Annotated in this window: 26 protein-coding genes, 1 other RNA gene and 2 riboswitches; of the genes, 13 read left to right on the plus strand and 14 right to left on the minus strand. The window is 64.1% G+C overall.

Features of this window, described 5'->3' with window-relative positions:
- Positions 1–50: 50 nt before the first annotated feature.
- On the minus strand, positions 51–1,124 hold the full coding sequence (locus tag LQR33_RS16895; protein WP_231469819.1) for a hypothetical protein: 1,074 nt from the start codon (positions 1,122–1,124) through the stop codon (positions 51–53).
- Between the two features lie 113 nt (positions 1,125–1,237).
- On the opposite strand from LQR33_RS16895, the gene LQR33_RS16900 reads away from it, so the two are divergent.
- From LQR33_RS16900 to LQR33_RS16925, 6 genes are all read left to right on the plus strand, one after another.
- Positions 1,238–1,960, plus strand: coding sequence for a GAF domain-containing protein (locus LQR33_RS16900; protein WP_166440824.1), 723 nt, complete (start codon positions 1,238–1,240; stop codon positions 1,958–1,960).
- 60 nt (positions 1,961–2,020) lie between these two features.
- On the plus strand, positions 2,021–2,638 hold the full coding sequence (gene ribA / locus LQR33_RS16905; RefSeq protein WP_166440823.1) for a GTP cyclohydrolase II: 618 nt from the start codon (positions 2,021–2,023) through the stop codon (positions 2,636–2,638).
- Positions 2,639–2,707: 69 nt separating this feature from the next.
- Positions 2,708–3,072: a transfer-messenger RNA gene (gene ssrA, locus LQR33_RS16910) on the plus strand.
- Between the two features lie 268 nt (positions 3,073–3,340).
- The gene (nirK, locus tag LQR33_RS16915; protein ID WP_231469820.1) at positions 3,341–4,771 is read left to right on the plus strand and encodes a copper-containing nitrite reductase; all 1,431 of its coding nucleotides are present in this window, start codon (positions 3,341–3,343) and stop codon (positions 4,769–4,771) included.
- Positions 4,768–5,544, plus strand: coding sequence for a formylglycine-generating enzyme family protein (locus LQR33_RS16920; RefSeq protein WP_231177918.1), 777 nt, complete (start codon positions 4,768–4,770; stop codon positions 5,542–5,544). The genes nirK and LQR33_RS16920 overlap by 4 nt, the downstream gene beginning before the upstream one ends.
- 29 nt (positions 5,545–5,573) lie before the next feature.
- Positions 5,574–6,116: an SCO family protein gene (locus LQR33_RS16925; RefSeq protein ID WP_231469821.1), complete on the plus strand. Its 543-nt coding sequence runs from the start codon at positions 5,574–5,576 to the stop codon at positions 6,114–6,116.
- 17 nt (positions 6,117–6,133) lie between these two features.
- Here LQR33_RS16925 and LQR33_RS16930 read toward each other — a convergent pair whose 3' ends face one another.
- The 7 genes from LQR33_RS16930 to LQR33_RS16960 all read right to left on the minus strand — a co-directional run bounded on the left by LQR33_RS16930 (position 6,134) and on the right by LQR33_RS16960 (position 13,131).
- Complete coding sequence (locus tag LQR33_RS16930) at positions 6,134–6,661, minus strand: hypothetical protein (RefSeq protein WP_231469822.1); 528 nt, start codon at positions 6,659–6,661, stop codon at positions 6,134–6,136.
- A gap of 1 nt (position 6,662) precedes the next feature.
- On the minus strand, positions 6,663–6,863 hold the full coding sequence (locus tag LQR33_RS16935) for a hypothetical protein (RefSeq protein ID WP_221667874.1): 201 nt from the start codon (positions 6,861–6,863) through the stop codon (positions 6,663–6,665).
- An 80-nt stretch (positions 6,864–6,943) separates the two neighbouring features.
- Positions 6,944–7,633, minus strand: a complete 690-nt coding sequence (locus LQR33_RS16940) for a TIGR02117 family protein (RefSeq protein ID WP_221667873.1) — start codon at positions 7,631–7,633, stop codon at positions 6,944–6,946.
- A 210-nt stretch (positions 7,634–7,843) separates the two neighbouring features.
- On the minus strand, positions 7,844–8,458 hold the full coding sequence (locus LQR33_RS16945) for a trimeric intracellular cation channel family protein (RefSeq protein WP_021478083.1): 615 nt from the start codon (positions 8,456–8,458) through the stop codon (positions 7,844–7,846).
- A 151-nt stretch (positions 8,459–8,609) separates the two neighbouring features.
- Positions 8,610–8,707: riboswitch (glycine riboswitch) on the minus strand.
- Positions 8,708–8,711: 4 nt separating this feature from the next.
- Positions 8,712–8,797: riboswitch (glycine riboswitch) on the minus strand.
- Positions 8,798–8,862: 65 nt separating this feature from the next.
- Entirely contained in the window at positions 8,863–11,418 is a 2,556-nt protein-coding gene (locus tag LQR33_RS16950; protein WP_231469823.1) for a DUF3141 domain-containing protein, read from the minus strand.
- A gap of 188 nt (positions 11,419–11,606) precedes the next feature.
- Positions 11,607–12,146: a GNAT family N-acetyltransferase gene (locus LQR33_RS16955; RefSeq protein WP_231469824.1), complete on the minus strand. Its 540-nt coding sequence runs from the start codon at positions 12,144–12,146 to the stop codon at positions 11,607–11,609.
- A gap of 43 nt (positions 12,147–12,189) precedes the next feature.
- Positions 12,190–13,131, minus strand: coding sequence for a LysR substrate-binding domain-containing protein (locus tag LQR33_RS16960; protein WP_045051867.1), 942 nt, complete (start codon positions 13,129–13,131; stop codon positions 12,190–12,192).
- A gap of 107 nt (positions 13,132–13,238) precedes the next feature.
- Between LQR33_RS16960 and LQR33_RS16965 the strand changes: the two genes are divergently transcribed.
- Positions 13,239–13,847 carry an FMN-dependent NADH-azoreductase gene (locus tag LQR33_RS16965; RefSeq protein ID WP_221666369.1) on the plus strand — a complete coding sequence of 203 codons (609 nt, stop codon included), beginning with the start codon at positions 13,239–13,241 and terminating at the stop codon, positions 13,845–13,847.
- Positions 13,848–13,902: 55 nt separating this feature from the next.
- Here LQR33_RS16965 and LQR33_RS16970 read toward each other — a convergent pair whose 3' ends face one another.
- The 6 genes from LQR33_RS16970 to LQR33_RS16995 all read right to left on the minus strand — a co-directional run bounded on the left by LQR33_RS16970 (position 13,903) and on the right by LQR33_RS16995 (position 19,149).
- On the minus strand, positions 13,903–14,715 hold the full coding sequence (locus LQR33_RS16970) for a substrate-binding periplasmic protein (protein ID WP_221666368.1): 813 nt from the start codon (positions 14,713–14,715) through the stop codon (positions 13,903–13,905).
- On the minus strand, positions 14,712–15,509 hold the full coding sequence (locus LQR33_RS16975) for a substrate-binding periplasmic protein (RefSeq protein ID WP_166440813.1): 798 nt from the start codon (positions 15,507–15,509) through the stop codon (positions 14,712–14,714). The genes LQR33_RS16970 and LQR33_RS16975 overlap by 4 nt, the downstream gene beginning before the upstream one ends.
- 105 nt (positions 15,510–15,614) lie before the next feature.
- Positions 15,615–16,454 (minus strand): substrate-binding periplasmic protein, encoded by an 840-nt coding sequence (locus LQR33_RS16980; protein WP_231469825.1) that lies wholly within the window; start codon positions 16,452–16,454, stop codon positions 15,615–15,617.
- Between the two features lie 208 nt (positions 16,455–16,662).
- The gene (locus LQR33_RS16985; protein ID WP_221666366.1) at positions 16,663–18,150 is read right to left on the minus strand and encodes an aldehyde dehydrogenase; all 1,488 of its coding nucleotides are present in this window, start codon (positions 18,148–18,150) and stop codon (positions 16,663–16,665) included.
- Between the two features lie 44 nt (positions 18,151–18,194).
- Entirely contained in the window at positions 18,195–18,587 is a 393-nt protein-coding gene (locus LQR33_RS16990; RefSeq protein ID WP_166440810.1) for a VOC family protein, read from the minus strand.
- A gap of 16 nt (positions 18,588–18,603) precedes the next feature.
- Positions 18,604–19,149 carry a cupin domain-containing protein gene (locus tag LQR33_RS16995; protein ID WP_166440809.1) on the minus strand — a complete coding sequence of 182 codons (546 nt, stop codon included), beginning with the start codon at positions 19,147–19,149 and terminating at the stop codon, positions 18,604–18,606.
- A gap of 212 nt (positions 19,150–19,361) precedes the next feature.
- On the opposite strand from LQR33_RS16995, the gene ald reads away from it, so the two are divergent.
- The 6 genes from ald to motB all read left to right on the plus strand — a co-directional run bounded on the left by ald (position 19,362) and on the right by motB (position 26,174).
- Positions 19,362–20,486, plus strand: coding sequence for an alanine dehydrogenase (ald, locus tag LQR33_RS17000; protein ID WP_221666364.1), 1,125 nt, complete (start codon positions 19,362–19,364; stop codon positions 20,484–20,486).
- Positions 20,487–20,503: 17 nt separating this feature from the next.
- Positions 20,504–21,259 carry a gamma-glutamyl-gamma-aminobutyrate hydrolase family protein gene (locus LQR33_RS17005; protein WP_104946996.1) on the plus strand — a complete coding sequence of 252 codons (756 nt, stop codon included), beginning with the start codon at positions 20,504–20,506 and terminating at the stop codon, positions 21,257–21,259.
- A gap of 112 nt (positions 21,260–21,371) precedes the next feature.
- Entirely contained in the window at positions 21,372–22,706 is a 1,335-nt protein-coding gene (locus LQR33_RS17010) for a glutamine synthetase family protein (RefSeq protein WP_021478069.1), read from the plus strand.
- Positions 22,707–22,831: 125 nt separating this feature from the next.
- Positions 22,832–24,211, plus strand: coding sequence for an aspartate aminotransferase family protein (locus LQR33_RS17015; RefSeq protein ID WP_231469828.1), 1,380 nt, complete (start codon positions 22,832–22,834; stop codon positions 24,209–24,211).
- A 172-nt stretch (positions 24,212–24,383) separates the two neighbouring features.
- Positions 24,384–25,238 carry a flagellar motor stator protein MotA gene (motA, locus tag LQR33_RS17020; protein ID WP_021478067.1) on the plus strand — a complete coding sequence of 285 codons (855 nt, stop codon included), beginning with the start codon at positions 24,384–24,386 and terminating at the stop codon, positions 25,236–25,238.
- Positions 25,239–25,256: 18 nt separating this feature from the next.
- Positions 25,257–26,174 (plus strand): flagellar motor protein MotB, encoded by a 918-nt coding sequence (gene motB / locus LQR33_RS17025; protein ID WP_046167100.1) that lies wholly within the window; start codon positions 25,257–25,259, stop codon positions 26,172–26,174.
- The last annotated feature ends 4 nt before the right edge of the window (positions 26,175–26,178 follow it).

The following is a 26,178-nucleotide window of genomic DNA, read 5'->3' on the forward strand; positions in this document are numbered from 1 at the left end:
AAGCCGGGTTCGCCCGGCTTTTTCTTTGGTCCGCGGCAAGGTTCAGGCGTTTACAGCGGTTGCACGGCGATGGAGCCGGGCTTCTCCAGCCATTCCAGGAAAGCGTCGCCCAGCCGCTGGCTTTCCGCCGTGGCGGCGCGCCAGTGCTGGCGGCGCAATTCGTCGCGTCCCAGGTAGCGGCGGAAATCCTTGCGGTCAGGCAGGCGGCGGCCGGGGAGGGCGGCCAGGTAGTCGCGCGACGGCGTCAGCAGCACGGTATTGGCGTGATTGGCGGCGCCGGGCTTGCGCCAGGGCAGCGGCTTGTCGAACCATCCGGGCACGATGCGGTCGGTGAAGTGCGGATACAGCGCGATGTCGTCGCCGTGGGCGAAGGGGAAGTCGATGTGGTAATCGGTGAGCCCGCCGTCGCGGTAGATCGCCGCCGGCGCGTCCGGCAACTGCACGCCGTGCAGCACGCCGGGTATCGCCACCGTGCCCATCAGCGCCTGTTCCAGATTTCCGGCGGCTAGCGGATAGAGCCGGGTTGGAATGGCGTCTGTCGGCTGGAAGCGCAGCGCGCTGCGCGGATCGTGGCAGATCACTCGGCTGAAGCTATGGCGGATCAGCGGGCGGGAGACGGCGTTCAGCGCCGCCGCCAGCGCCAGCCCGGGCAGCAGCGAGGATTTGGCCTCGCGGTTGGCCAGCCCGCGCGATTGCACCAGCAGCAGGCTCAGCCGGTGATGGGGATGCGCCAGGATGTGTTCGAAACCATCCGGTCCCAGGATGTCATGCAGCATCCGCCGCGTCTGCGCGGTGATCTGGGCGACGGTGACGTCGGGATGGTAATGCTCCTCGGTGTAGCGCTCGGCCAGCCGCGCCAGCGCCTGGGCGGGATCCGGCTGCAGCGCGCAGGCGAAGCGCCAGCCGCCTATCGACGCGCCCACCAGTTCGCGTTGCCGCGGCGCGCCGACCAGCCAGCCGAACACCGCCTGGTCCAAACCGGTGAGGCCTACGGCCTTGGGGCCGCCGGCCGCGCCGGGAAGCATGCCCACCTGGGAGGGGTGGAGTCCCTGTTGCAGCAATTGGCGCGCGCGGGCGCCGGCCTTGATCACGAGCGGGGCTTGGCGGATATGAATGGCGGTCATTACGATATAAAGTGGCGAAATGGCGAAATGGCGAAGCGTGGTCGGGTTTGATATCCTGTGGCGTTTCGAATTCAAGCGCGCTCCGGCGCGCCGCTGTTCAGGAGTCCTCCCCCATGATACCCGCAAGCCAACTGACCGACTATCTGCGAGAGCAGGCGCTGAAACTCGACATGACCGAACTGCAGATCGCAGTGATGACATTGCAGGCTGTGATCGCCGTGAGCAAGCCGACTCCCAGCCGCGACCTGTACCGCTACAAAGTGCCCAAGCTGGGCGAGGGCGGCAGCTGCTCGCTGTTCGACGAACTGGACGAAACCCCGTACGACCTGCGCGTGGTGCTGGGCGTGGAAACGCCGGAAACCACCGCTGGGCTGGTCAACCTGAATGCCTTGTTGGACTCGGTCAACGCCAAGATCGGCGCCGACTGGCTGGGCATCTACCGCAAGATCGGCAGCGGCAAGAACGCGGTGCTGGTCAAGTTGGCCTACAAGGGGGTGGAAAGCCGCGCCGAGTTCCCGTTGACGGAAGAGTTCGCCGAGTTCAGCAACAACAGCCGCGTGGGCCTCACCGGCTGGGCTGTGGTGGTGGACGACGTAGAGCAATGGCGCGCCGAGGGCGGCGGCTACTACGAGTGCGATCCCAAGGTGAAAAGCGAGATCTGCCTGCCGGTCTTGCGCAGCGACGACAACGTGCTGGGCATCATCGACGCCGAGTCGTTCACCGCCGGCCACTTCACGCCGGAGCGCCAGGTATGGCTGGCGGCGCTGGCCATTGTGCTGCCGCAGATCCTGATCAATCTGCCGCCGCTTGAAAACGGGGAAAGCCTCCCCAACTAAGCATCATCACAGGCCGCCGCGCGGCCTTTTCGCATTGCATTCCTCAGCGTTGGAGAAGTCATGTCGCCGCACCCGCAACCCGCTCCCGAACCCATTATCCAGTACATCGCCAGCTGCAAGCTGCCCACGCCGTGGGGGGAGTTCGCCATGCATGGCTTCGAGGAGGAGAGCGGCCAGGAGCATGTGGCGCTGACGCTGGGCGAGGTGGGCGACGGCCAGCCGGTGCTGGCGCGGCTGCACTCGGAATGCCTGACCGGCGACGCGCTGTTCTCCTTGCGCTGCGACTGCGGCTTTCAGCTGGAGGCGGCGATGGAGGCGATCAGCAAGGCCGGCCGCGGCGCGCTGCTGTATCTGCGCCAGGAAGGCCGGGGGATCGGCCTGATCAACAAGATCCGCGCCTACAAGCTGCAGGATGGCGGCGCCGATACGGTGGAGGCCAACGAGCGGCTGGGCTTCCCGGCCGATATGCGCGATTTCCGCATCGCCCGCCACATGCTGGAGCATCTGGGCATAGGCAGCGTCAAAGTAATGACCAACAATCCCCGCAAGCTGGCCACGCTGGAGAGTGCCGGCATCAAGGTGGTGGAGCGCGTGCCGCTGCAAGTGGGCCGTAATCCGTACAATGACCGTTACCTGGACACCAAGGCCGCCAAGCTGGGGCATATGCTGTTCAAGTAAATGGCGTTTGGCGGCGATGACCGGACTCGCCAAGCGATGATAGTTGTAATATAATGAACATTCTTATCTGGGGGCGACCTGGTTTCGACGGGGGTTGCGAAGCAGATGAGGGCATACCGGGATTTCAGTCACCCCGTAAAACGCTGAATTTATATAGTCGCAAACGACGAAACTTACGCTCTAGCAGCCTAACGGCCGGCTAGACACTACAACGGTTCGCAGATGGGCCGGGGGCGTCAAAACCCTGTAGTGTCACTCTACATCTGCTAGTGCTGTTCCGGGTTACTTGGTTCAGTGCGAAATAATAGGTAACTCGCCAAAGTCCAGCCTGTCCGTCGGCGTGGCGGAGGTTAAATCCAAATGACACGACTAAGTATGTAGAACTCACTGTAGAGGACTTTCGGACGCGGGTTCGATTCCCGCCGCCTCCACCAGTTTCCAGCCCCGGCTTTCGCCGGGGCTTTTCATTGCCTGAAAAGGCGTTCTGTAAAAGCGACAGCTGCTGAGAGGCAGCTTGTTCTGCATCAAGCAATCATGCCATTGATATTTTCTTCGATGACCCAATTCGGCAAACTTTAACATGTGTTAAATATGCATTTTAAGGCGGGCCTTTGCGCCCACGGTGTCAGTCTGGCGTGTCCGGCGGCTGTGTCCTTGCTGCATTCGCCCCCGGCTCGCCGATATCAGGCGAGGAGTGTTGCGGTGAAAAGATTGCTGAAGAACGGATTTTCCATGTCCGGCGTTTTGGCGGCGGCGCTGTCCTGTTTGGCCGCGCCGGCGGGCGCAGGGCCCTTGCCGATCGTCCATCAGACGCTGGTGGCACCGCCCATGATGCCGCCGCCGATCACGCGCAAGACGCCGGCTCGGGTGGTGGTGGATTTGACGGTGGAGGAGGTGGAGCGCGAGATCGCGCCGGGTTCTCGCTACATGTTCTGGACCTTCGGCGGCACGGTGCCGGGCAAGATGATACGGGTGAGGACCGGCGATACCGTGGAGCTGCATCTGAAGAATCTGGCCAGCAACAAGCTGCCGCACAACATCGACCTGCACGCGGTCACCGGGCCGGGAGGCGGCGCGCCGCAGACGCTGGTGGCGCCGGGCAATCAGGCGGTGTTCAGCTTCAAGGCGCTGAATCCGGGCCTCTATGTCTACCACTGCGCCACTGCGCCGGTGGGCATGCACATCGCCAACGGCATGTACGGCATGATTTTGGTGGAGCCGGAAAAGCCGCTGCCCAAGGTGGATCGCGAGTACTACGTGATGCAGGGCGAATTCTACACCGGCACCGGGTATCGGGCCGGCGGGCTGCAGCCCTTCGATATGCAGAAGGCGATAGATGAAAAGCCGACCTATGTGCTGTTCAACGGCGCTGACCGCGCGCTGGCCGGCAACAAGGCGCTGACCGCAAAGGCCGGCGAGAAGGTCCGAATCTATTTCGGCGTCGGCGGGCCCAATCTCGCTTCCAGTTTCCACATCATCGGCGCGATCTTCGACAAGGTGTACAACGAGGGCAGCGCCCATTTCCAGCGCAATGTGCAGACCACGATGGTGCCCGCCGGCGGCTCGGCCATCGTCGAGTTCACGCCCAGGGTGCCGGGCAGCCTGACCCTGGTCGACCACTCGCTGACGCGGGCCTTCAACAAGGGGGCGATCGGCCTGTTGACGGTCAGCGGCCCCGAGCGGCCCGGCATCTATTCCAAGGGCGTGATCAGCGCGCTGGGCGCGGCGTCGCCGGTGTCGGCGAAACCTTCCCCGGGCGAAGACGCGCCGGTCAACGCCGAGCCGCCGCAAACGCATGAAGCCGCGCCGACCGATCATGGCCGGGCGGTCTTCAGCAAAAACTGCGTGGTCTGCCACCAGGCCAATGCCCAGGGGCTGGATGGCGTGTTCCCGCCGCTGGCCAATTCCGATCTGATCCAGAAGCGTCCGCTGGAGGCGGCCAGGATCATCCTGGGCGGCCGCGCGGGACCGATCACCGTCAACGGCGTCAATTACAACGGCGTGATGCCCGCGCTGGACTTGTCGGATCAGGAGGTGGCCGACGTGCTCAACTATGTCAGCACGCAATTCAACCATGGCAAGCCGGTGGTCACGGTGGATGAGGTGAAGACGCTGCGGGCGCAGCGGCAATGAGCGCGCGCCTGGCGCTCGCGCTGGCGTGTTGCGGGCTGTTGGCGTGGCATGCGGCGCGGGCCGCCGATTATGAGGCGGTATCCGGCGGGGCTTTTCGCAGCGCTTTGTCTCCGGATGGTGCGACCGTGGTGGTCAAACCATACCGGCTGAGGGCGAGGCCAGTCACCAACGGCGAGTTCCTGCGCTTCGCGCAGGCGCATCCGGCATGGCGGCGCGGGGTGGTTCCCGCCCTGTATGCCGGGGGTGGATATCTCGCCGACTGGCGCGCCGCTGACGACTTTGGCGATCTGCCTGCAGATGCGCCGGTCACCCGCGTTAGCTGGCATGCGGCGCGCGCCTATTGCCGCAGCGAAGGCGCGCGCCTGCCCGCGTGGTATGAGTGGGAGATGGCGGCGGCGGCCGATGCCGGACGCCGTGACGCCCGCGACGATCCGCAGTGGCGGGCGCGCATTCTGCAATGGTACGCGCAGCCGACTGGACGGCTGCTGGCGCCGGTGGGGCGGGAGCTCAATGTCTGGGGCGTCAGCGACTTGCATGGCTCCATCTACGAGTGGGTGGAGGATTTCAACGGCCTGTTCGTCACCAGCGACAGCCGATCCCAGGGAGAGCAGCGCACGCTGGCCACCTGTGGTGCGGCGGCCTTGTCGCTGGGAGATAGGGAAAACTACGCGATCCTGATGCGTATCGCGATGCTGGCGGCGCTGAACGCCGCCGACACCGTGGGCACGGTGGGCTTTCGCTGCGCCAGGAATGAATCGGAGGAAAGACCATGAGGAGACGGAAAAGCGGCCTGGCCGCATGTTTGCTGGCGCTGGCCTCGAGCGGGGGCTGGGCGGGAAATGATCTGCCGGGCGATTCGTTGTACCGGCTGGACGCGCCGCTGACCACGCAGCGCGGCGACGCGCTGCAGTTCTCGGATCTGGTCGGCAAGCCGGCGCTGATCACCATGTTCTACGGCGATTGCAAACTGGCTTGTCCGATCGTGATGGAGGGTGTGAAATCCATCATCGCCGCGCTTCCGGCCAGGGACAGGGATCGGGCGACGGTGTTGATGGTGAGCCTGAATCCGGGGGCGGACACGCCGGCAAGTTTGTCGCATCTGGCGGGCGAGCACGGAATCCAGGCGCGGAACTGGCTGCTCGCGGTAGGCAAGTCGGATGAGGATACTCGAGGCGTTGCCGCGGCACTGGGCATACGCTACCGACGGCTGGAAAGCGGCGAGATCAATCATTCCACCCGCATTGTGGTGACGGATAAGGAAGGCAGGATTATAGCCTCCACCGAAGAGATCGGGCCTAAGCCCGATCTGGTGGTGGTCCAAAAGTTGCGTGCATTGCTGAAATAGCGGAATGCCGCCGCTGTCTATGCTGCAGGGGTTCCGTCTTGCGTATGGAAAGCGGCGTCGTCGCCTGCTGCTTGGCTCAGCGCCTCCATCAGCGCCGCAAGCTCCTCTGAGGGGAGCGTGAATATGCAGGGAAGCATCAGGCCGCCTGGCGGTCTGGATTTGCCCGAGTCTTTGGTGCGTTGGTAGCAAACATAGGTTTGCCCCATGCCGAGACGGATGACGCCGATGTGCTCGATTTCTTTCCAGCGCGTAGCGCGTTGTATGCGCTTCCTGCCGCCGGTGAGTTGGAATCCGGTTTCGTCCAGGCGAATCTGTGGCGGAGTGCGATTGCCCCAGCTTGCCAGCGCGGCAAGGGGAGGAAAGGCGGCGCCGCCGGCCAGCCAGCCCCAATGGGGGATCAGTAGATACATCAGCGCGGACAGTATGGCGAACGTGAAAATCGCCAGCATCATGTTTCGATGATGGCGAGGAGATGATTGGAGCGTGAGCGGCAGCTCAACGGCGACTTCATCGTCGTTCAAGGCGAGGTCGAAGAAGGTTTGCATTTTAGGACTCGTGGTCTTGTGAATGAAGCGAATGTTCTAGCAGCCATTGCTCCAGTGCGCGCAGTTCCTGAGCGTTCACGGGATCTATGGCGTGGAGGGAGGCGCCGTAGGCCAGATCGACATGAATATTGATGCGCTGATTTCGATACAGGCATAGCAGTATATCGGCCTCAGACATTATGCCTTCGTTCAGCACGGTCAATCGCCGCGTTTCATCGACGCGGGCTATGTTTGTCTGAGCGTCTCGATTTCCAGGCTGGAGAATGGTGGACTGTATGCCATTTATTTCTCCAACTGCCAAAACAGGGGCTGGACGAAAGGGGACCACAGCGCGGTGCGCACGCCGGCCGAGGCCAGCGCGTCGCGCGTCCATTGGTTGCAGGTGATGATGGGGTTGTAGCGGCCATGGGCGGCGTAGAAGGCGTCGTTGTCGCCGTAGTGATAACCCTTTTCCTGTCGTGCCTGGCCGTTGGCGTCGACAGGCGCGCTGCGGCGGATGAAGTCTGCCAGCCGGCGATATTGTTCCGGGCTGAGCAGAATGCGCCGGGTGTCTTTGCCTTCCGTCGGCTGGGACAGGTATTCCACGTGCAGCACGCTTTGGTCGAAAGCCAGCGCGGCCAAGGCTTTGCCGGCGCTCAGGTCTTCCCAGTTTTGAATGGTCAGGAAGAATACCTTGCTGCCCCAGCCGATGGAGATATAGGGCGAGCGCGCGTATTGATCGGGGCGGCGGATGTGTTCAGGAGGAAAGGCGGCGGACCAGTCCATCGCGTCGGTTTTGACCGGCATGATCAGGCTGGTGTGCACGCCATTGCTGTCCAGATAGATGGGGATGCCGCCTGCGGAAGGCTGCCAGCCGCGGTTGGCGGGCAGCCAGCCCAGCGCCAGCGCGGCGAGCAGGTAGCAGATCAGTAGCGCGGGAATAACCAGCAGCAGGCGCAGAAGGTGGCGAAAGGCGATGCCGGAAATGTGCATGGTGTTGGCGAGCTTGTCGGGTATCGGACATCAGGGGAGTCTTATTTACCTTGGGTTGCGGTGGGCTGTCAAATATCCATTTTCATTTCTCTGGCTGGGGTTTGGGACGCGCGCAAGGAGAGTGACATCCATGGTTTGGCATGGTTGTGGCGCAGCGCTGGCGGCCGGAATGCGAAACACCCCGCCTTGGCGGGGTGTTTGCTTCGGGAGTCAGTGGTGGTCGTGCCGGTAGGCGAACACCGGGAGCTGCCATTCGCGCCACAGCGCGACCAGGCGCAGCGCCAGGCCGAAGGCGAAACTGGCGATCACGTTCCAGTCATGGGGCATGGCCAGATGGTTCAGGCCCAGGTATAGGATGGCCACCAGCAGCGACACGCTGGCGTACAGCTCGCGGCGGAATACGATGGGCACGCGGTTGCACAGCACATCGCGCAGAATGCCGCCGGCGATGCCGGTGATCATGCCGGCCATCACGATGATGACCGGGTGGTAGCCCATGCCCAGCGCCACGTCGCAGCCGATGATGGTGAACGCCACCAGGCCCAGCGCGTCCAGGATCAGGAACAGGCGGTTCAGATGGCGCATGTAGCGGGCGACCAGGACCGCGGCCAGGCCGCCGGCCACCACCAGCAGCACGTATTCCGGATGCTGGGTCCAGCCTATCGGATAGCGGCCCAGCACGATGTCGCGCACGGTGCCGCCGCCCAGCGCGGTGAGGAAGGCGATGACGGCTACGCCGAAAATGTCCATGTGGCGGCGGCCGGCCGCCAGCGCGCCGGTCATCGCTTCCGCGGTGATGGCGATCAGGTAGATCAGGGTCAGCATGATGAAATCTTATGGGGGTGGAACGATGGAACGCCAGCCGGAGGGATGGCGCGCGGATGACGGAAAACGGAAATGAGGCGCGAAAGGCTCGCGCCGAGGCATGGATGAGCGGACAAGGCAAACTCCTGGACGGTTTCCGGGTTGGGTAACAGCCTCTCCCCTTGTCCTTTTACCTGAGAGTTGCGCGGCCTTTGGCCGCTTGCCCCTTCGGTGGGCCGCGCGGGACGGCCTCTCTCCAATCGGCTTGAATCGATACTGCGCTGCGGTACGTTTGCCTGAGCGATTATGGGAGCTTGCGTCTTCGGCGGGGGCATGGCCCCTCTCTCCCGCAGAACCGGAATATTAGCTTTCGCTATTGCAATAGTCAATGCGGGAACCGAGTCGCCCCGGTTCCCGCGCATGGCTTACGCCTTGCCTCGCTTGCCGGGCACGGAGGCGACCGTAGACGCACTTGGCGCCTGGCCGTTGGCCTTGCCCGCGGGCTTTTTCGCGGCGCTCGTCCGCGTGGCGGGCTTGGCTATCGGCTTGATTTCCTCCGATGTCGGCTTCGGCGCGGCGGGCTTGGCGGCTTTTACCGGCGTTTTGGCTGCCGGCGAGGGTTTCGCCGTGGCCGGTTTGCTTGTCGGAGTGGTCTTGCGCGCTGCCGGCTTGACGGTTTTGGCCGATGGTTTGGCGGCGGATGCAGGCTTCGCCGGGGCAGCTTTGCTTGTCGCGGCCTTCGCGGAAACGGTTTTGCCGGAGGCGGGCTTGGCCACGGGGAGCGAAACGGCGGGAGCGGCCTCGACCGGGACCGGCGAGAGGACCGCAGGCTCCGCTTCAGCCCGAGCTGCGGGAGAGGCGGCGTGGATCGCGGCGTCGAGCTCCAGCGTTTTGGCCACCTCATTCAGCCGCGACTGGTGCTCGGCCGGAATGGGACCGTTCAGCGCCATCAAATCGCGGGCCAGCAGCCAGGCCTGATGGCGGCGACGGGCATCCGGCAGCAGCAGGGGCAGGCCGCGCAGCGCGCGCGGCGCGTCCAGCCGTACCAGCGCCACCTGATGGCGGACGATGTCCTTCAACTGCATCAGCGTCAGCGGATACTCGTGGCGCACGTCGCGCATCACCCGGCGGATGGCGTTGAACGGCCGCTCGTCCACTACGCCGATGCCGATGCTGACGTAAAGCAGCAGCCGCACGAAGCCGTCGGCCAGCGTGCCTTGCTCGAAGCTGGGGTCCAGCGCTTCGCGCTTCAGGCGCGCCAGTTCCCGGGTTTCCCAGGTCAAGGCTTGGTTGCGCGGCTCGCCGGCGGGGGCGACGCCGACCAGGGTGGCGAGCTGCGGAGATTCGTAGACGGCGCGGAACAGCTGCTCTTGCGCGGCGTCGCGCAGGTCGCGGTAGTGGTCCAGCGACTGGACGATGAAGCCGGACAGCTGTTCCTGCCATAGCCACAGCGGATTGTCCGCCGCGACGGGCCGGCGTTGCTCGCGCACCTTGGCTGCGAGGTCCGGCAGCCACCATAGCCACGGGTTTTTCGGCGAGACCAGCGTCCGCTCTAGGCGGGCGGGGTGCAGCTCGCGTAGCAGGCGGGCGCTGGCCTCATTGCTGGCGGCGCGCAGCGCGGGGGAGACGTAGCGGTCGTACACGCCTTGGTTGATCTCGGACACGCGCTTCACCACCTCGAACGCGCGCTCGTCGTCGCGGCCGTCGTCCAGCGCCAGGATGTCGGACACGTCGCGGGCCTCGAAGCGGATGATGTAGCGCCCCTCGATGTATTCCTGGCCGGGCGCGTCCGGCGCGATGTCCTCGATGATGGCCTCGTACAGGCCGGGCGCCAGCACGTCGACCAGGTCCAGCGCGCTGGCGAATTCGCTGTGTTCCTTGTTGGCCACGCCGGCGGACACGAAGATGCCCAGGTGGCCGACCTTGTTGTGCAGGCAGTAGACGATGGTCTGCTCGTTGTTGCGGATGTCCTCGACGTTGTCGTAGAGGTCGGCGATCCAGTTCAGCGCCTGCTGCGGCGGCGTGATGTTGTCGCCCCAGGAGGCGAACACCATGATGGGCGAGCGGATGTTGCGCATGTCTACCCGCACCTTGCCGTCGTGGCTGGTGATCTTGCCGTGCACCAGCTCGTTGCCGACGAACAGCTTCTGGGCGATCCACTCCATTTCCGCCTTGTTCAGCAGGTAATGGCCGCCCCACCAGCGCTCGAAATCCAGGTAGCGCTGCGGTTCGGTGTCCACCTTGGCGTACAGATTGTAGGACTTCTTCCACAGCGTGTTGGCCGGGTCCAGCTTTTCGAAATTCTCCACCAGGTGGGCGCCGTCGAAATGGCCGTTGCCCAGGTCGCCGGCCAGCGAGGCGGTCCAGGTGCCGCCGGTCAGTCCGCCGGCGTAGCGCATCGGATTCTTGCCGCGCACGCCGGCCCAGTAGGACAGAGGCGATCCGGCCAGCAGGATGGGGCCGACCAGTTCCGGCGCGACGGACGCGAGCATGGCCAGCGCCCAGCCGCCCTGGCAGTTGCCGATCACGAAAGGCTTGCCGTCGCTGTCCGGATGCAGCTCGTTGACGCGCTTGAGGAAATGCCCCTCGGCCTTGGCCACGCTTTCTATGGTCTGGCCAGGCACCGGCTGCGGGAAGAACATCACGAAATAGCAGGGGTGGCCTTGCTGCAGCGCGATGCCGATCTCGCTGTCCATCTTGAAGCCGCCGATGCCGGGGCCGTGGCCGGCGCGCGGGTCGATGACGACGAAGGGGCGCTTGGCGGGATCGGTGGGCGGGCAGGCTGCGGGCGGCACGATGGCCGCCAGTGCGTAGTTGGCCGGGTCGGGGAGTTCCCGGCCGTCCATGATGATCCGGTAGTCGAAGACCAGCACCGGCGGCTTGCCGCTCTCGCAGTGCTCCAGATAGGTGGCGCCGCGCCGGTACAGCGTATCCCAGTACAGGACGCCGCGCTGGCAGGCGTCCAGCCAGTAATCAAACAACGGTTGAGGAAACGGGAGCTTCCCGCCTTGAACTGCAGCAGTCGACCACATTGCAACCCCTTGTTCTTGAACGGTAGGAAAAGACGCGATGCGACGGCCCGTTGAGAGCCCTGGCCGTCACTGTACTCGTTATTTGCTGCGATGCAATAAATGCGAATGGTCTGGCGACGATGTGTGGCGCGCAGCCCTCAATTTGTTGCGGTGCAAACAAGGGTTCGAGTCGCGGCGGCCGCTTCCAGTTCCTTCACCATCACCACGCTGGCGTAGGCTTTGTCCGGCCATTGCAGCGGCGCTTCGACGCGGTAGCCGCGCTTGAGGTAACGCTCCACCAGATGGGTAGCGGGTTCGGCGGTGTCCAGGCGAATGCGGCGATAGCCCTGGTGGCGGGCCCAGTCCTCGGCGGCGTCCATCAGCCGCGAGCCCAGTCTTTGCCCTTGCCAGGCGGGATCAACGGCAAACTGCATCAGCACCGCGCCGTCCGGCTGGCGGAATTGCGGACAGGACGAGGCGGGCCGCGGATGATGCACCGTAACCGTGCCGACCAGCTCGTCTCCATGCCACGCCAGCAGGCAGTAGCCGCCAGCGATGCGGCGGCGGGTGACGGCCGCGCGCTGGTCCACCGCGGTGTAACGCAGGCCCATCGCCGCCAGCTGGGCGTAGGCGCGGTGCAGCAGCGCGGTCAGTTGTTCGATCGAGTCGGTTTCGGCCAGCGGGCGCAGCGTGAACATGTCTTCGGCAATCCTGTATGGAAAAGCGGGACTGAAGCAATTGTCATGCCGGGCGGATATCGGCGCGCTGCCAGTCGCCGGCCATCTCTTCGCTGATCAACTGCTCCGAGACGAAATCGATGAAGGCGCGCACCGCCGGCGACAAGCCGCGCCGGGTGGGGAAGGCCGCATGCAGGATGCCCCAGGGGAAGTCGTACTGCGGCAGGATGTGCCGCAGCCGTCCATCCGCGAGCGCCTGGTGGCAGACGTTGGCCGGCAGCGCGGCGACCCCGACGCCGGCGGCGGCGGCTTCCAGCAGCACGATCATATCGTCGGTCATCAGCCGCGGCGCGTCCAGGTGGATGGTGTAGCTCTGGCCGACATTGTCCAGCAACACCCATTGGCCGCGGCCGTCCGGCCGGCTCATGGTCAGCGCCGGCAGCGCGGCCAGCCGCTCCGGCGTCTTCGGCTCGCCATGGATTTCGAGGAAGGCGGGGCTGGCCACCAGGATCACCCGGCTTCTGCCCAGCCGGCGCACCACCAGGCTGGCGCTGTCTTCGATCACGTTGCGGACCCGGATCGCCACGTCCACGCCTTCCTCCACCAGGTCAACCCGGCGGTTGGTGGAGTCCAGCGTGACCCGCACCTGCGGGTGAAGGGCGAGAAACCGCGGCAGGACCAGGCTGAGCATGGTCTTGCATAGCAGTTCCGGGCAGCTGACGCGGATCAGGCCGCGCGGCTCGGCGCTGCTGTGCAGCACCGCTTCGTCGGCGGCCTCGGCTTCAGCCAGCATGGCCTGGCAGTGCTGGTAGTACTGACCGCCGATCTCGGTCAGCGACAGCCGGCGCGTGGTTCGCTGCAGCAGGCGCACGCCCAGCCTGGTTTCCAGTTCGGCCACGCGGCGGGACAGTTTGGATTTGGGAATGCCCAGAACCCGTCCGGCAGCCATGAAGCCGCCGTGTTCGACGACTTTGGCGAAATACAGGAGATCGTTCAGGTCCTGCATGATTGTCTCGCTGATGGAACAATGTTTTCGATTTTAGCAGACTAGTCCAGATTGTTGCGGATATCTATCATCCACTCATCGCAATCGAACCCCGAAGGAACCGAACCATGAAACTGCTCCACCTCGACTCCAGCATCCTTGCCGACAACTCCGTGACCCGCGAACTGTCCGCCGTCGTCGCCGACACCCTGCGCCAGCGCCACGCCAATGTGGAAACCAGCTACCGTGACCTGGCCGCCAACCCGATCGCCCACCTGTCCGGCGAGATCGTCGGCGCGCGTTTCGCCCCCGAGTCCGACTGGACCGCGACCCAGCGCAGCGAAGCCGCGCTCAGCGAGCAGCTGATCGAGGAATTCATCGCCGCCGACGTGCTGGTGATCGGCGCGCCGATGTACAACTTCTCGATCCCGACGCAGCTGAAGAGCTGGATCGACCGCGTGGCCGCCGCCGGCCGCACTTTCAAATACACCGAGAACGGCCCGGTGGGCCTGGTGCCGAACAAGAAGGTGGTGCTGGTGTCCGCTCGCGGCGGCGTGCACAGCAGCGAGCAGGGCAGCCTGATGGATTTTCAGGAGGATTACGTTGTGAAGGTGCTGGGTTTCCTGGGCGTCAGCGACGTGGAGATCATTCGCGCCGAAGCCATCGGCATGGGCCCGGACAAGCGCGCCACTTCCATTCACCTGGCCAAGGAGGCCATCGCCAAGTTGGCGCTGTAATACCGGCTGGCCATGAAAAAGCCCGGCTTTCGAGCCGGGCTTTTTTGCGTCCATGTCATTCCAGCGGCTGCTTCAGCACTTGATCCACGCTGGCTTCGCTCAAGTAGCGGCGCAGGATCGCGCGCAAGGCGCCGTCGCGGTACATCTTGCGCAGCTCCTGGTGCCAGAGCTCGGCGGCGGCCGGCGTGAACCGCGCCTTGCTCAGCGCGATGGAGCCGGCGATGGTTTCGCCGTCGGGGAAGAAGTCGCGCGCGTTGACCAGTTGCTCGGCGTGGTGGGCGCGAAACCATGGGTCGTAGCTGATGGGGTGCGCGAGAACGACGTCTACCAAACCGTTGACCAGCATGCGGTACAGGTCGTCTTCGCTTTCCGCGATCACCAGCTTGTGTTGCTGGGCGAGGTCGTTCAGCAGCCGATCCTGGGCGGGGCTGTGTCGATAGCCGCGTATCGCTCCCCAGCGCAGGGAGGAGGACCTGAGCAGGTCGTCGAGCGAGTCGGCCCGGCTGGCGCGCGGCAGCAGCACCATGTTCTTGCTGTGGTTGTAGGGATACAGCCACAGATAGCGCTGGCGCTCCGGCGTGATCAGGGTGGAGGAGCCGATGTCCGCCAAGCCGAGTTCCAGTTGCTTGAGCGCGCGGATGCGCGGGTAGTCAGTCTCCGCGCGGATCGGGCAATCCAGCCGCCGCGCCAGCTCGCGCACCAGGTCGACATCGTAGCCCTTTCCTTGGTGGTAGGCGACGCCGAAATCATAGTAGGCGATGGCCAGCGGTCCCTGCGGGCAGGCGGGATTGCCAGCCTGGGCGGTTAGCGGCAGGAGGAGCGGAATCAGCCAGCCGGCCAGGCGCTGTAGGAAGGGGGTGCGCATCATTCCAGCGGCTTCTGCATCATCTGCTTAGCGGCGCTCTCGTTCAGATAGCGGCGCAGGATGTCGTACAGGCTGCCGTCCTGATACATCTTCAGCAGCTCCTGATGCCATTTCTCGGCGGCGGCGCGGCCGAAGCGCGCCTTGCTCAGCGCCAGGCCGCTGGCGACCATGTCGGTTTCCGGATACAGGTCCAGCACCACGATCTGGCCGGCGTTGGGCAGCTCGCGCAGCCAGCGTCCGTAGCTGAACGGCTGGGCGAAAATCGCGGTGACCACGCCGCTGTTCAGCATCTTGTACAGATCGTCCTCGTCAGTGGCGATCACCACTTTGCGCTGGGCGCTCAGTTCTTCCAGCAGCTTGTCTTGCGAGGGGCCGTGATGGTAGCCGCGTATCGCTCCCCAGCGCAGCGCCGGGTCTTCGCGCAGCGCGGCCAAGGTTCTGGCCTGGACGGCCGGGTTCAGCAGCACCATGTTCTTGGTGTGGTTGTATTGGTAAATCCATGAGTATTGCAGCCGGTCCGGCGAGGCCAAGGTGGAGGGGCTGACGTCTATCTGTCCGCTGGACAGCATTTTCAGCGCGCGCAGCCGGGGCAATTCGGTCTCGCTGGCGATGGGGCAGCCCAGCCGGCGGGACAGCTCCCTGACCATGTCCACATCGTAGCCCTTGCCGTCGCGGTAGGCGGCGCCGATCTTGTAGTAGCCGATCTTGAGCGGGCCGTTGGGGCAGGCCGGGTTGGCCGCGGCCAGGCTGGTCGCGGAGAGCAGCAGGGCAAGTAAGGGTGGAATGTTTCGCCGCATTTGGTATGTCACCTCTGAATATTGCTTCTTCTTCCCCTGGGCATATCGCTGACACACCGGTTTTCATTGCCGCCGCAGGCCTGGGCGTGGACGGCTTGGCTATCGTCAGAGAACCGGCGCGCGCAACAGGTAGTCCGTGGTTTCCTCGCTCAGGAAGCGGCGGAATATCTCGCGCAGGCTTCCGTCGCGGTACATTTTTTTCAGTTCCGCGTGCCAGAGTTCGGCCGCCGACTCAGGAAAACGTTTTTTGCTGAGCGCCACGCCGCCGGCAGTCGCTTCGACATCGGGAAACAGATCCAGCACGAGGACTTGCTTGCGGATGCCGGGCGCCTGGAGCCAATCGTCATAACTGGTCGGGTGCGCAAGCGCGCCGGTGATCACGCCGGTAGTCAGCATTTTGTACAGATCATTTTCATCGATGGCCGTCACCACCTTGTTTCTTTTCGCCAGCTCGGCCAGCAACTGGTCCTGCATCGGGCTGAATTTCCAGCCGCGGATCACCCCCCATCGGAGTTTCGGATCGTTCGGCAAGGCGGCCAGCGTGCGGGCCTGAACGTCCGCGCGCAACAGCACCATGCTTTTGCTGTGTTTGTAGGTGTAGATCCAGGCGTATTGGAGGCGGTCCGGCGTAGGGGTGGCGGAGGTGGCGATGTCGATTTCGCCGATTTGCAGCAGCTTGAGGGTGCGGATCCATGGAAAGACGCTTTCGCTGGCGATGGGGCAATGCAGGCGGCGCGCGATTTCGCGTATCAGGTCCACGTCGTAGCCTCGTCCATCGTGGTAGGCCAGGCCATATTCGTAAAATCCCACTTTTGGCGGCCCGGAGGGGCAGGCGGGATTGCTTTCCGTCGCATGGGCAAAGGTCGTCAGCCATAACAGGCCGACAAGGACAAGTCTGTAGATTCGCTGCATGCTAACGCGCCATCCGGAAGTCTTTGATTTCAATCATAGCCGCGCTGTCGGCGGCTGCTACCCCCGGCTGGAGGCGGCAAGGGCGCTTGTCGAGCCAGGCGCGGCGGCTTTGGGATGGGCTAAGCGGAAAAGCGGGCGAGATGGATGCTCTGCGATGGGATGCGGCCGGCTTGGAGAGGGCGCCATCCGGCGCGGGCGGGACAGGCCGCCGGCCGGGACGGAACCCGGCCGGCGCGAAGGATTACAGCTTGATCAGCGTGCTCTTCAGCTCGGTGTATTTCTCCAGCGCGTGCAGCGATTTGTCGCGGCCGTTGCCGGATTGCTTGTAGCCGCCGAAGGGGAAGTTCATGTCGCCGCCCTCGTCATAGCAGTTCACCCACACGGTGCCGGCGCGCAGGCGGCGCGACACCTGGTGGGCGGTGCTGACGTTGGAGGTCCACACCGCGGCAGCCAGACCGTAGGCGGTGTCGTTGGCGATGCGGATGGCATCGTCCAGCTCGCTGAAGGTGATCACCGACAGCACTGGTCCGAAGATCTCCTCGCGGCAGATGGTCAGATCGTCGCTCGGGCAGTCGAAGGCGGTGGGCTCGATGAACAGGCCCTTGTCGGTGTGCACGGCCTTGCCGCCCAACAGCAGGTTGGCGCCTTCGCTCAGACCCTTGTCGATGTAGTTCAACACCTTACGGTACTGGATCTCGTCGACGATGGCCCCCATGCTGGTGGCCGGATCGAGCGGATCTCCGGGGAAGAAGCCGGCGGCGGCTTTCTTGAACTCCTCGAGGAAGCGCTCCTTGATGTCCTTGTGCACCAGCACGCGGGAGCCGGCGGTGCAGACCTCGCCCATATTGTAGAAGATGCCGCTGGCGGCGGAACGCGCGGCGCGGGCCAGGTCCGGGCAGTCCGGCAGGATGATGTTGGGCGACTTGCCGCCCAGCTCCAGCCACGCCCGCTTCAGATTGGACTGGGCGGCGTAGCCGGCGATCAGCTTGCCCACATTGGTGGAGCCGGTGAAGGCGACGCAGTCGACGTCCATGTGCAGCGCCAGCAGGCGACCGACGTCGCCGGCGCCGGGCAGCACTTGGAAGATGCCGTCCGGGATGCCGGCCTGTTTGGCCAGCGCGGCGACGCGGATCGCGGTCAGCGGCGATTTCTCCGACGGCTTGACGATGACGGCGTTGCCGGCGGCCAGCGCCGGGCCGAATTTCCAGCTCGCCATCAGGATGGGAAAGTTCCACGGCACCACCGCGGCCACCACGCCTATCGGCTCGCGGGTCACCAGACCGACCAGTTTGGGATCGACCGGCACCACTTCGCCCCCCACCTTGTCTATCGCCTCGGCGAACCATTCCACGCAGTAGGCGGAGGCCGGCACGTCGACGGCTGTGGTGTCGCCGATGGGTTTGCCGGCGTCCAGCGTCTCCAGCAACGACAGCTCGTCGGCGTGCTCGCGAATCAGCGCGGCGAAGCGCTTGAGCACGGCGGCGCGCTTGAGCGGCGCGAGTTCGGACCAGACGCCGGATTCGAACGCGCGGCGGGCGGCCTTGACAGCGGCTTCCACGTCGGCTTCGCCGCAGTGGGCGATCTCGGCCAGCTTGGCGCCGTTGGCTGGGTTGACGCAATCGAAGCGCTTGTCCTCGGCGGCGGCGCGGTATTCGCCATTTATGAAGGCGCGGCCTTCAATCTTCAGTTCTGCTGCAAGTTGCTTCCATTCGGCGTGACTGCGGGCCATGCTGCTCTCCTCGTCGAGTGATGTTGTTGAGCGGAATTAAGCTTTCAGGCTGAAACGGGACTGCAAAGTTCGATCAGCGCGCCGTCGGGCGCGCGCACGTAGGACACGGTTTGTCCCCAGGGTTTTGTTTTCGGCGGCGACAGCTCGACCGCGCCGTGGGCCAGCGCCTTCGCGTGGGCGGCTGCCACATCGCCGGTGACCAAGCCGATCTCCATTCCCAGCGGTTTGGCGGATTCGTCGGCGCGGACGTGGCCGTCGGGGAGATTGCCGGCGGCCAGCTCATGCTGGGCGAAGGACAGCGTGGTTTCGCCGGTGTCCAGCTCGCCGTAGGTTTCGGATTCGTGCAGGAATTTGCGCTTGAAGCCGAAGGCGGATTCGAAGAAGCGCAGCGAAGCCGGCACGTCCGGCACGTAAATAATGGTGTAAGCCAGCTTCAAGACGTTTCCCCTCTGTTTAGAATGTGGGCGGCGAACTGGCGCTCACCACCTCGCAAATGTCGTCGCCGACATTGCGGAAGCGATGCGGCAGCTTGCTGTCGAAGTAGTAGGCGTCGCCCGGGCCCAGCACCCGGCTCTCGCTCCCCACCGTCACTTCTATGCTGCCGCGGATGATCACGCCGCCTTCCTGGCCTTCGTGCTCCAGCATGTCCGGACCGGTGTCGGCGCCGGGCACGTAGCGTTCGCGCAGGATGGCGATGTCGCGCTTGTCGTGGGCGGTGCCCACCAGCATCAGATTGATGTCGTCGTTGCCGAGGTTGGGCAGCTCGTCCGCCTGGTAGAACACGCGCGGCTGCGCCGGCTCGGCGTCGAAAGTGAAGAATTCTGCCAGGGTGATCGGCAATCCTTCCAGCACCTTCTTGAGGGAACTGACCGAAGGGCTTACCCGGTTCTGTTCGATCAGAGAGATGGTGCCGTTGGTGACGCCCGCGCGTTTGGCCAGCTCTCTTTGCGACAATCCGAACCGCGTTCTGACCATTCTCAAGCGTGCGCCGACATCCATTCTTCCTGCTCCATCAGTATGTTAATAATTTTAGACAACTGCGGCATTGTAGCGCGATAGAAGGCAAATGTGCTTGCTGCGTCGCAAAATCGAATATCTTTGCAACGGCCAGATTTTATAGTCAGAATCAAGTTGAAAGGGCAAGCGCGATGTGAATTTTCTTAAACGGCGTTTGTCTGCCTGTACAGGGCAAAAACCAGTTGGAGACGACTATGTTGATCGGCGTTCCGAAGGAAATCAAAAACCATGAGTACCGCGTGGGTCTGACCCCGTCCGGTGTCCGCGAGCTGGTGGCGAACGGGCACAAGGTACTGGTGCAGACCCACGCGGGTCTCGCGATCGGCTTTACCGACGAGCAATACATCCAGGCCGGCGCATCCATCGCTTCCAACGCGGAAGAGGTGTTCGAGCGCGCCGACATGATCGTCAAGGTCAAGGAGCCGCAGCCGGTGGAATGCCGGCTGCTGCGCCCGGGCCAGATTCTTTTCACTTATCTGCACTTGGCGCCGGACCCGGAGCAGACCAAGCTGCTGATCGAGTCCGACTCGGTGGCCATCGCCTACGAAACCGTCACCGACGAGCGCGGCGGCCTGCCGCTGCTGGCGCCGATGTCCGAAGTGGCCGGCCGGATGGCGATCCAGGCCGGAGCGCACGCGCTGGAAAAGGCGCAGGGCGGCCGCGGCGTGCTGCTGGGCGGCGTGCCCGGCGTGGCGCCGGCCAAGGTGGTGGTGATAGGCGGCGGGGTGGTGGGGCTGAATGCCGCGCGGATGGCGATGGGCGCAGGCGCCGACGTCGCCATCCTCGATAAATCGCTGGCCCGGCTCAAAGAGATAGACATGGTGTTCGGCGGCCGCATCAAGACTCTGATGTCCAACGGCGCCAACATCGACGACAGCATCCGCGACGCCGATCTGGTGATCGGCGCGGTGCTGATTCCCGGCGCGGCCGCGCCCAAGCTGGTGACGCGCGCGATGCTGAAGACGATGAAGCCGGGCGCGGTGCTGGTGGACGTGGCGATAGACCAGGGCGGCTGTTTCGAGACCAGCCGGGCCACCACCCACCAGGACCCGATCTACACCGTGGACGGCATCGTCCACTACTGCGTGGCCAATATGCCGGGCGGCGTCGCCCGCACCTCCACCCAGGCGTTGACCAACGCCACGCTGCCGTACACGCTGGAGCTGGCCAACAAGGGTTGGCGCCAGGCGCTGCTGGACAACGCCCACCTGCGCAACGGACTTAACGTCTGCCGCGGACGGGTCACCTACCAGGCGGTGGCGCGGGACCTGGGCCACGCTTACGTCGATCCGATAGAGGCCATCAAGGCCGCAAGCTGATAGGAGCGCAGCAAGCCATGTCGCAAGCAATGATAGGCATCCCGTGTGATCTGAAAATGATCGGCCTGCTGCCGTTTCACGCGGTGGGCGACAAATACATCGCCGCCGCGGCCGGCGGAGCGGGCGGCCTGCCGGTGTTGATTCCGTCGCTGGGGGACGACGCGCTGTTGCGCGCCACGCTGGCGACGCTGGACGGCGTGCTGCTGCCGGGCTCGCCGTCCAATGTGGAGCCTCGCCATTACGGCGGGCCGGCCAGCCGCACGGGCACGCTGCACGATCCGCGCCGCGACGCCACCACGCTGCCTTTGATCCGCCTGGCGCTGGAGGAGGGCGTGCCGCTGCTGGGCATCTGCCGCGGTTTCCAGGAGATCAACGTCGCGCTGGGCGGAGAGCTGCACCAACACGTGCAGGAAGAGCCGGGTCTGCGCGACCACCGCGAGGCGGAGGGCGACGACATCGCCGCGATGTACGCGCCGGCGCACCGGGTGGATTTCGTCGAAGGCGGTTTGCTCGCGGAATGGTCCGGCGCGCGCGAGGCGATGGTCAATTCTCTGCACCAGCAGGGCATCAAGCGGCTGGCGCCCAGTCTGATCGCCGAGGCGCACGCCGAGGACGGACTGGTGGAGGCCTACCGCGTGCGCAACTCCAAAGGCTTCGCCTTCGCCGTGCAATGGCACCCAGAATGGCTGTACTGGGACAATCCGTTGTCCCAGGCCATCTTCCATGCCTTCGGCGAGGCTTGCCGGATGAGGAGGGAAAGCCGCAAGGGATGAATCCCATACGCGCCGGACGAGGAACCCGGCGCGAGTCTCGATGACTCATAAAGTAGCACCTCCCGATCCAGAGCCGCAGCCCAGCGGCCGGGGAGACCATAGAGGAAGCGTTATGAATCACCAGATCAACGAGTGGTTGCGAGAGCACCGCATCACCGAAGTGGAATGCATCGTGCCGGACATGACCGGCATCGCCCGTGGAAAGATCGTGCCCAAGGACAAGTTCGTTTCCGATCCGGAAATGCGCCTGCCCGAGGCGGTGCTAATCCAGACCGTGACCGGCGACTATCCAGACGACAGCCTGCTGGACCTGACCGATCCCGACATGGTGCTGGAGCCCGATCCGAACACGCTGCGCTACGTGCCGTGGGCGGTGGACCCGACGGCCCAGCTGATTTACGACTGCTGCCGCGCCGACGGCAGCCCGGTCGACGTGGCGCCGCGCAATGTGCTCAAGCGCGTGCTGGGCCTGTTCGACGAGATGGGTCTGGAGCCGGTGCTGGCTCCGGAGATGGAGTTCTACCTGCTGTCGCCGAATCCCGACCCCGACATCCCGCTGGCCGCGCCGATCGGCCGCACCGGCCGGGCGGAGTTCGGCCGCCGTTCCTATTCGATCGACGCGGTCAACGAGTTCGACCCGTTGTTCGAGGACATCTACGATTACTGCCACGCGCAGAATCTGGAAGTGGACACGCTGATCCATGAGATCGGCACCGCGCAGATGGAAATCAACTTCCTGCATGGCAACCCGCTGGACTTGGCCGACCAGGTATTCCTGTTCAAGCGCACCGTGCGCGAGGCTGCGTTCCGTCATAATATGTACGCCACCTTCATGGCCAAGCCGATGGAGAACGAGCCTGGCAGCGCCATGCACATCCACCAGAGCCTGGTGGACAAGAACACCGGCCGCAACGTGTTCACCAACGAGGACGGCAGCCCGTCCGACATCTTCTTCCACTTCATCGCCGGCCTGCAGAAATACGTGCCGCAGACCATGCCGCTGTTCGCTCCCTACGTGAACTCATTCCGTCGTTTGTCTCGCTACACCGCGGCGCCGACCAATGTCGAATGGGGTTACGACAACCGCACCGTGGGCCTGCGCATCCCGCACTCGTCGCCGGCCGCGCGCCGCATCGAAAACCGGGTGCCGGGCGTGGACGTCAATCCCTACATCGCCATCGCCGCCACGTTGGCCTGCGGCTACCTGGGCATGGTGAACAAGCTGCGGCCGACCGAGCCCAGACAGACTGACGCCTACGAACTGCCTTACCAATTCCCTAACAGCTCGGAAGAATCGCTGCTGCAGCTGGCCGGCTGCAGCGAGATCGCCGAGGTGCTGGGGCCGCGCTTCGTCAAGATGTACGTGGCGATGAAGGAAAAGGAGTTCGCCGAGTATTTCCGCGTGATCAGTCCGTGGGAGCGCAAGTTCCTGCTGCTGCACGTGTGATGCGCGGATCATCCGCGCAAGGTTAGAATCGCGGAACAGACAGGACAAACGAATAGAACGACGCCGCAGGCGCAGGAGGGGCGGGCAAGGGCCCGCCCCGTCGGAGAAAACTGGAAGGAAGTGTTATGCAGAAGCAACGTACGACCAGCCAATGGCGCGAACTGGATGCCGCCCATCACCTGCATCCGTTTACCGATACCGCATCGCTGAACCAGGCGGGCGCGCGCGTGATGACGCGCGGAGAAGGCATCTATCTGTGGGATTCGGACGGCAACAAGATCATCGACGGCATGGCCGGCCTATGGTGTGTGAACGTCGGCTACGGCCGCAAGGATTTCTCCGAGGTGGCGCGCCGCCAGATGGAAGAGCTGCCGTTCTACAACACCTTCTTCAAGACCACGCATCCGGCGGTGGTCGAACTGTCCCGCCTGCTGGCCGAAGTGACGCCAGCCGGCTTCGACCACGTGTTTTACACCAACTCCGGCTCCGAGTCGGTGGACACCATGATCCGCATGGTGCGCCGCTACTGGGACGTGCAGGGCAAGCCGGAGAAGAAGACGCTGATCGGCCGTTGGAACGGCTATCACGGCTCCACCATCGGCGGCGCCAGTCTGGGAGGCATGAAGTACATGCATGAGCAGGGCGATCTGCCGATTCCGGGCATGGCCCATATCGAGCAGCCGTGGTGGTACAAGCACGGCAAGGACATGACGCCGGACGAATTCGGCGTGGTGGCCGCGCGCTGGCTGGACGAGAAGATCCAGGAGATCGGCGCCGACAAGGTGGCCGCTTTTGTCGCCGAACCCATCCAGGGCGCTGGCGGGGTGATCATACCGCCAGCCACCTACTGGCCGGAAATCGAGCGCATCTGCCGCAAGCACGATGTGTTGATTGTGGCGGATGAAGTGATCTGCGGTTTCGGCCGCACCGGCGAATGGTTCGGCCATCAGCATTTCGGCTTCCAGCCTGACCTGTTCACCGCGGCCAAGGGCTTGTCGTCGGGCTACTTGCCGATCGGCGCGGTGTTCGTCGGCAAGCGCGTGGCGGAAGGCCTGATCGCCGGCGGCGACTTCAACCACGGCTTCACCTATTCCGGCCATCCGGTCTGCGCCGCGGTGGCGCACGCCAATGTGGTGGCGCTGCGAGACGAGGGCATCGTCCAGCGCGTCAAGGACGACATCGGTCCTTACATGCAGAAGCGTTGGCGCGAGACCTTCAGTCAGTTCGAGCACGTGGACGACGTGCGCGGCGTCGGCCTGATCCAGGCCTTCACGCTGGTGAAGAACAAGGCGAAGCGCGAGCTGTTCCCTGATTTCGGCGAGGTCGGCACGCTATGCCGCGACATCTTCTTCCGCAACAACCTGATCATGCGCGCTTGCGGCGACCATATCGTATGTTCGCCGCCGCTGGTGATGACGCGAGCCGAAGTGGATGAAATGCTGGGGGTGGCGGCGCGTTGCCTGGCCGAGTTCGAGCAGGCGCTGAAGGCGCGCGGACTGGCCTAGCGCCGGCTATGCTGGTGTGGGGGCGGCCTCGCCCCCGCCTTTTTTGCAGGGAATGAAGCGGGTTGATACAATTCCACCCGCTTTTTCTATTATTTCTATAATGAATTGCAAAAAGGCATGCTGTAATACAAATAACGGCATGAGGCAATAAAACAAATACAGGACTTGGCGCATGTTCGTCGCAATCGGGTATCTCATCATTCTGGGCTCGGTGCTTGGGGGCTTCATCGCTGCGGGGGGACATGTCGCCGCGCTGATGCAACCGCTGGAGGTCGTGATGATCGCCGGCGCGGCCATTGGCGCTTTCGTCGTCGCCAATGGCGGCGCGCCGCTGAAGGCCACCACCAAGGCGCTTCCCACCGTATTCAAGGGCAGTTCCTACGGCAAGGCTTTCTACATGGATCTGTTTTCCTTGCTGTTCGAGATACTGACCAAGGTGCGCAAGGAAGGCCTGATGTCGATCGAAGCCGACGTTGAAAATCCCGAATCCAGCCCGGTTTTCTCCAAGTACCCCACCGTCATGCATGACCACCATGTGGTCGAGTTCATTTGCGACTACCTGCGGCTGATGGTTGGCGGCAACCTCAACGCCTTCGAGATCGAGAACCTGATGGACGTCGAGATCGAAACCCACCACCACGAGGGCGAGGTGCCTGTGTCGGCGGTCAAGGGCCTGGCCGACGGCCTGCCGGCTTTCGGTATCGTGGCCGCGGTGATGGGCGTGGTGCACACGATGGAATCAGTGGGCGCGCCGCCGTCCGAACTCGGCATGCTGATCGCGCACGCGCTGGTGGGCACCTTCCTCGGTATTTTGCTCGCCTACGGCTTCGTCGGCCCGCTGGGCACCATTCTTGAGCACAAGCTGGCCGAGGGCACCCGCGTCTATCAGACGATCAAAGTCACGTTGCTGGCCAGTCTGAACGGCTACGCTCCGCAGGTGGCGGTGGAGTTCGGCCGCAAGGCGCTGTCCTCGATGGACCGCCCGTCGTTCAAGGAACTGGAAGATCACGTCAAGCAGAAGAAATAAGCCGGGCAGGGGACAGAAATGGCCGATGAATCGCAACGACCGATAATCGTCAAGAAAATCAAGAAGGGGGGGCACGGCCATCACGGCGGCGCCTGGAAAATCGCCTATGCCGACTTCGTGACGGCGATGATGGCGTTCTTCCTGTTGATGTGGCTGCTGGGGTCCGCGTCGCAAGGCACCTTGAGCGGGATTTCCGAATACTTCAAGACGCCGCTGAAAGTCGCCATGTCCGGCGGGGCGGGCGCGGGCGACGCCACCTCGGTGATCAAGGGCGGTGGCAACGATCTGACCAAGCAGGCCGGCCAGGTCAACAAGGCCGGCTCCAAGCAGGAAGAGATCATGCAGAAGCAGAAGGAGCAGGCCAGCCTGAACCAACTGCAGCAGAAAATCCAGCAGACCATAGACCAGAGCGATCTGTTCAAGCAGTACAAGAACCAGCTGAAGCTGGAAATGACGCCGGAAGGGCTGAAAATCCAGATCGTCGACGAGCAGAACCGGCCGATGTTCGATTCCGGCAGCTCGCGCATGCTGCCGCATACCCGGGTGCTGCTGCAGCAACTGGCTTCGGAACTGAACCAGCTGCCCAACAGGATCAGCATTTCCGGCCACACCGACGCCAAGCCTTTCGCCGGCGGACAAGGCGGCTACAGCAACTGGGAGCTGTCGGCCGACCGGGCCAACACCGCCCGCCGCGAGCTGGTGGCCGGCGGCCTCTCCGAGAACAAGATCCTGCGCGTGGTGGGCTTGTCGTCCGCCAATCCGCTGATCAAGAGCGATGTATTCAGCCCTGAGAACCGCCGCATCACCATCGTGGTGCTGAACAAGGACGCCGAGTCGTCGATACTCAACGACGGGTTCAAGCCGCAGATGAATCAGGAAGTGATAGGCGGGCCGCAGCAAGGCGGCGAAGCGGCTCCGCAGCCGAACGAGCCCTGAGCGC

The organism is Chromobacterium piscinae, from assembly GCF_021129175.1.
Taxonomy (GTDB): Bacteria; Pseudomonadota; Gammaproteobacteria; order Burkholderiales; family Chromobacteriaceae; genus Chromobacterium; species Chromobacterium piscinae.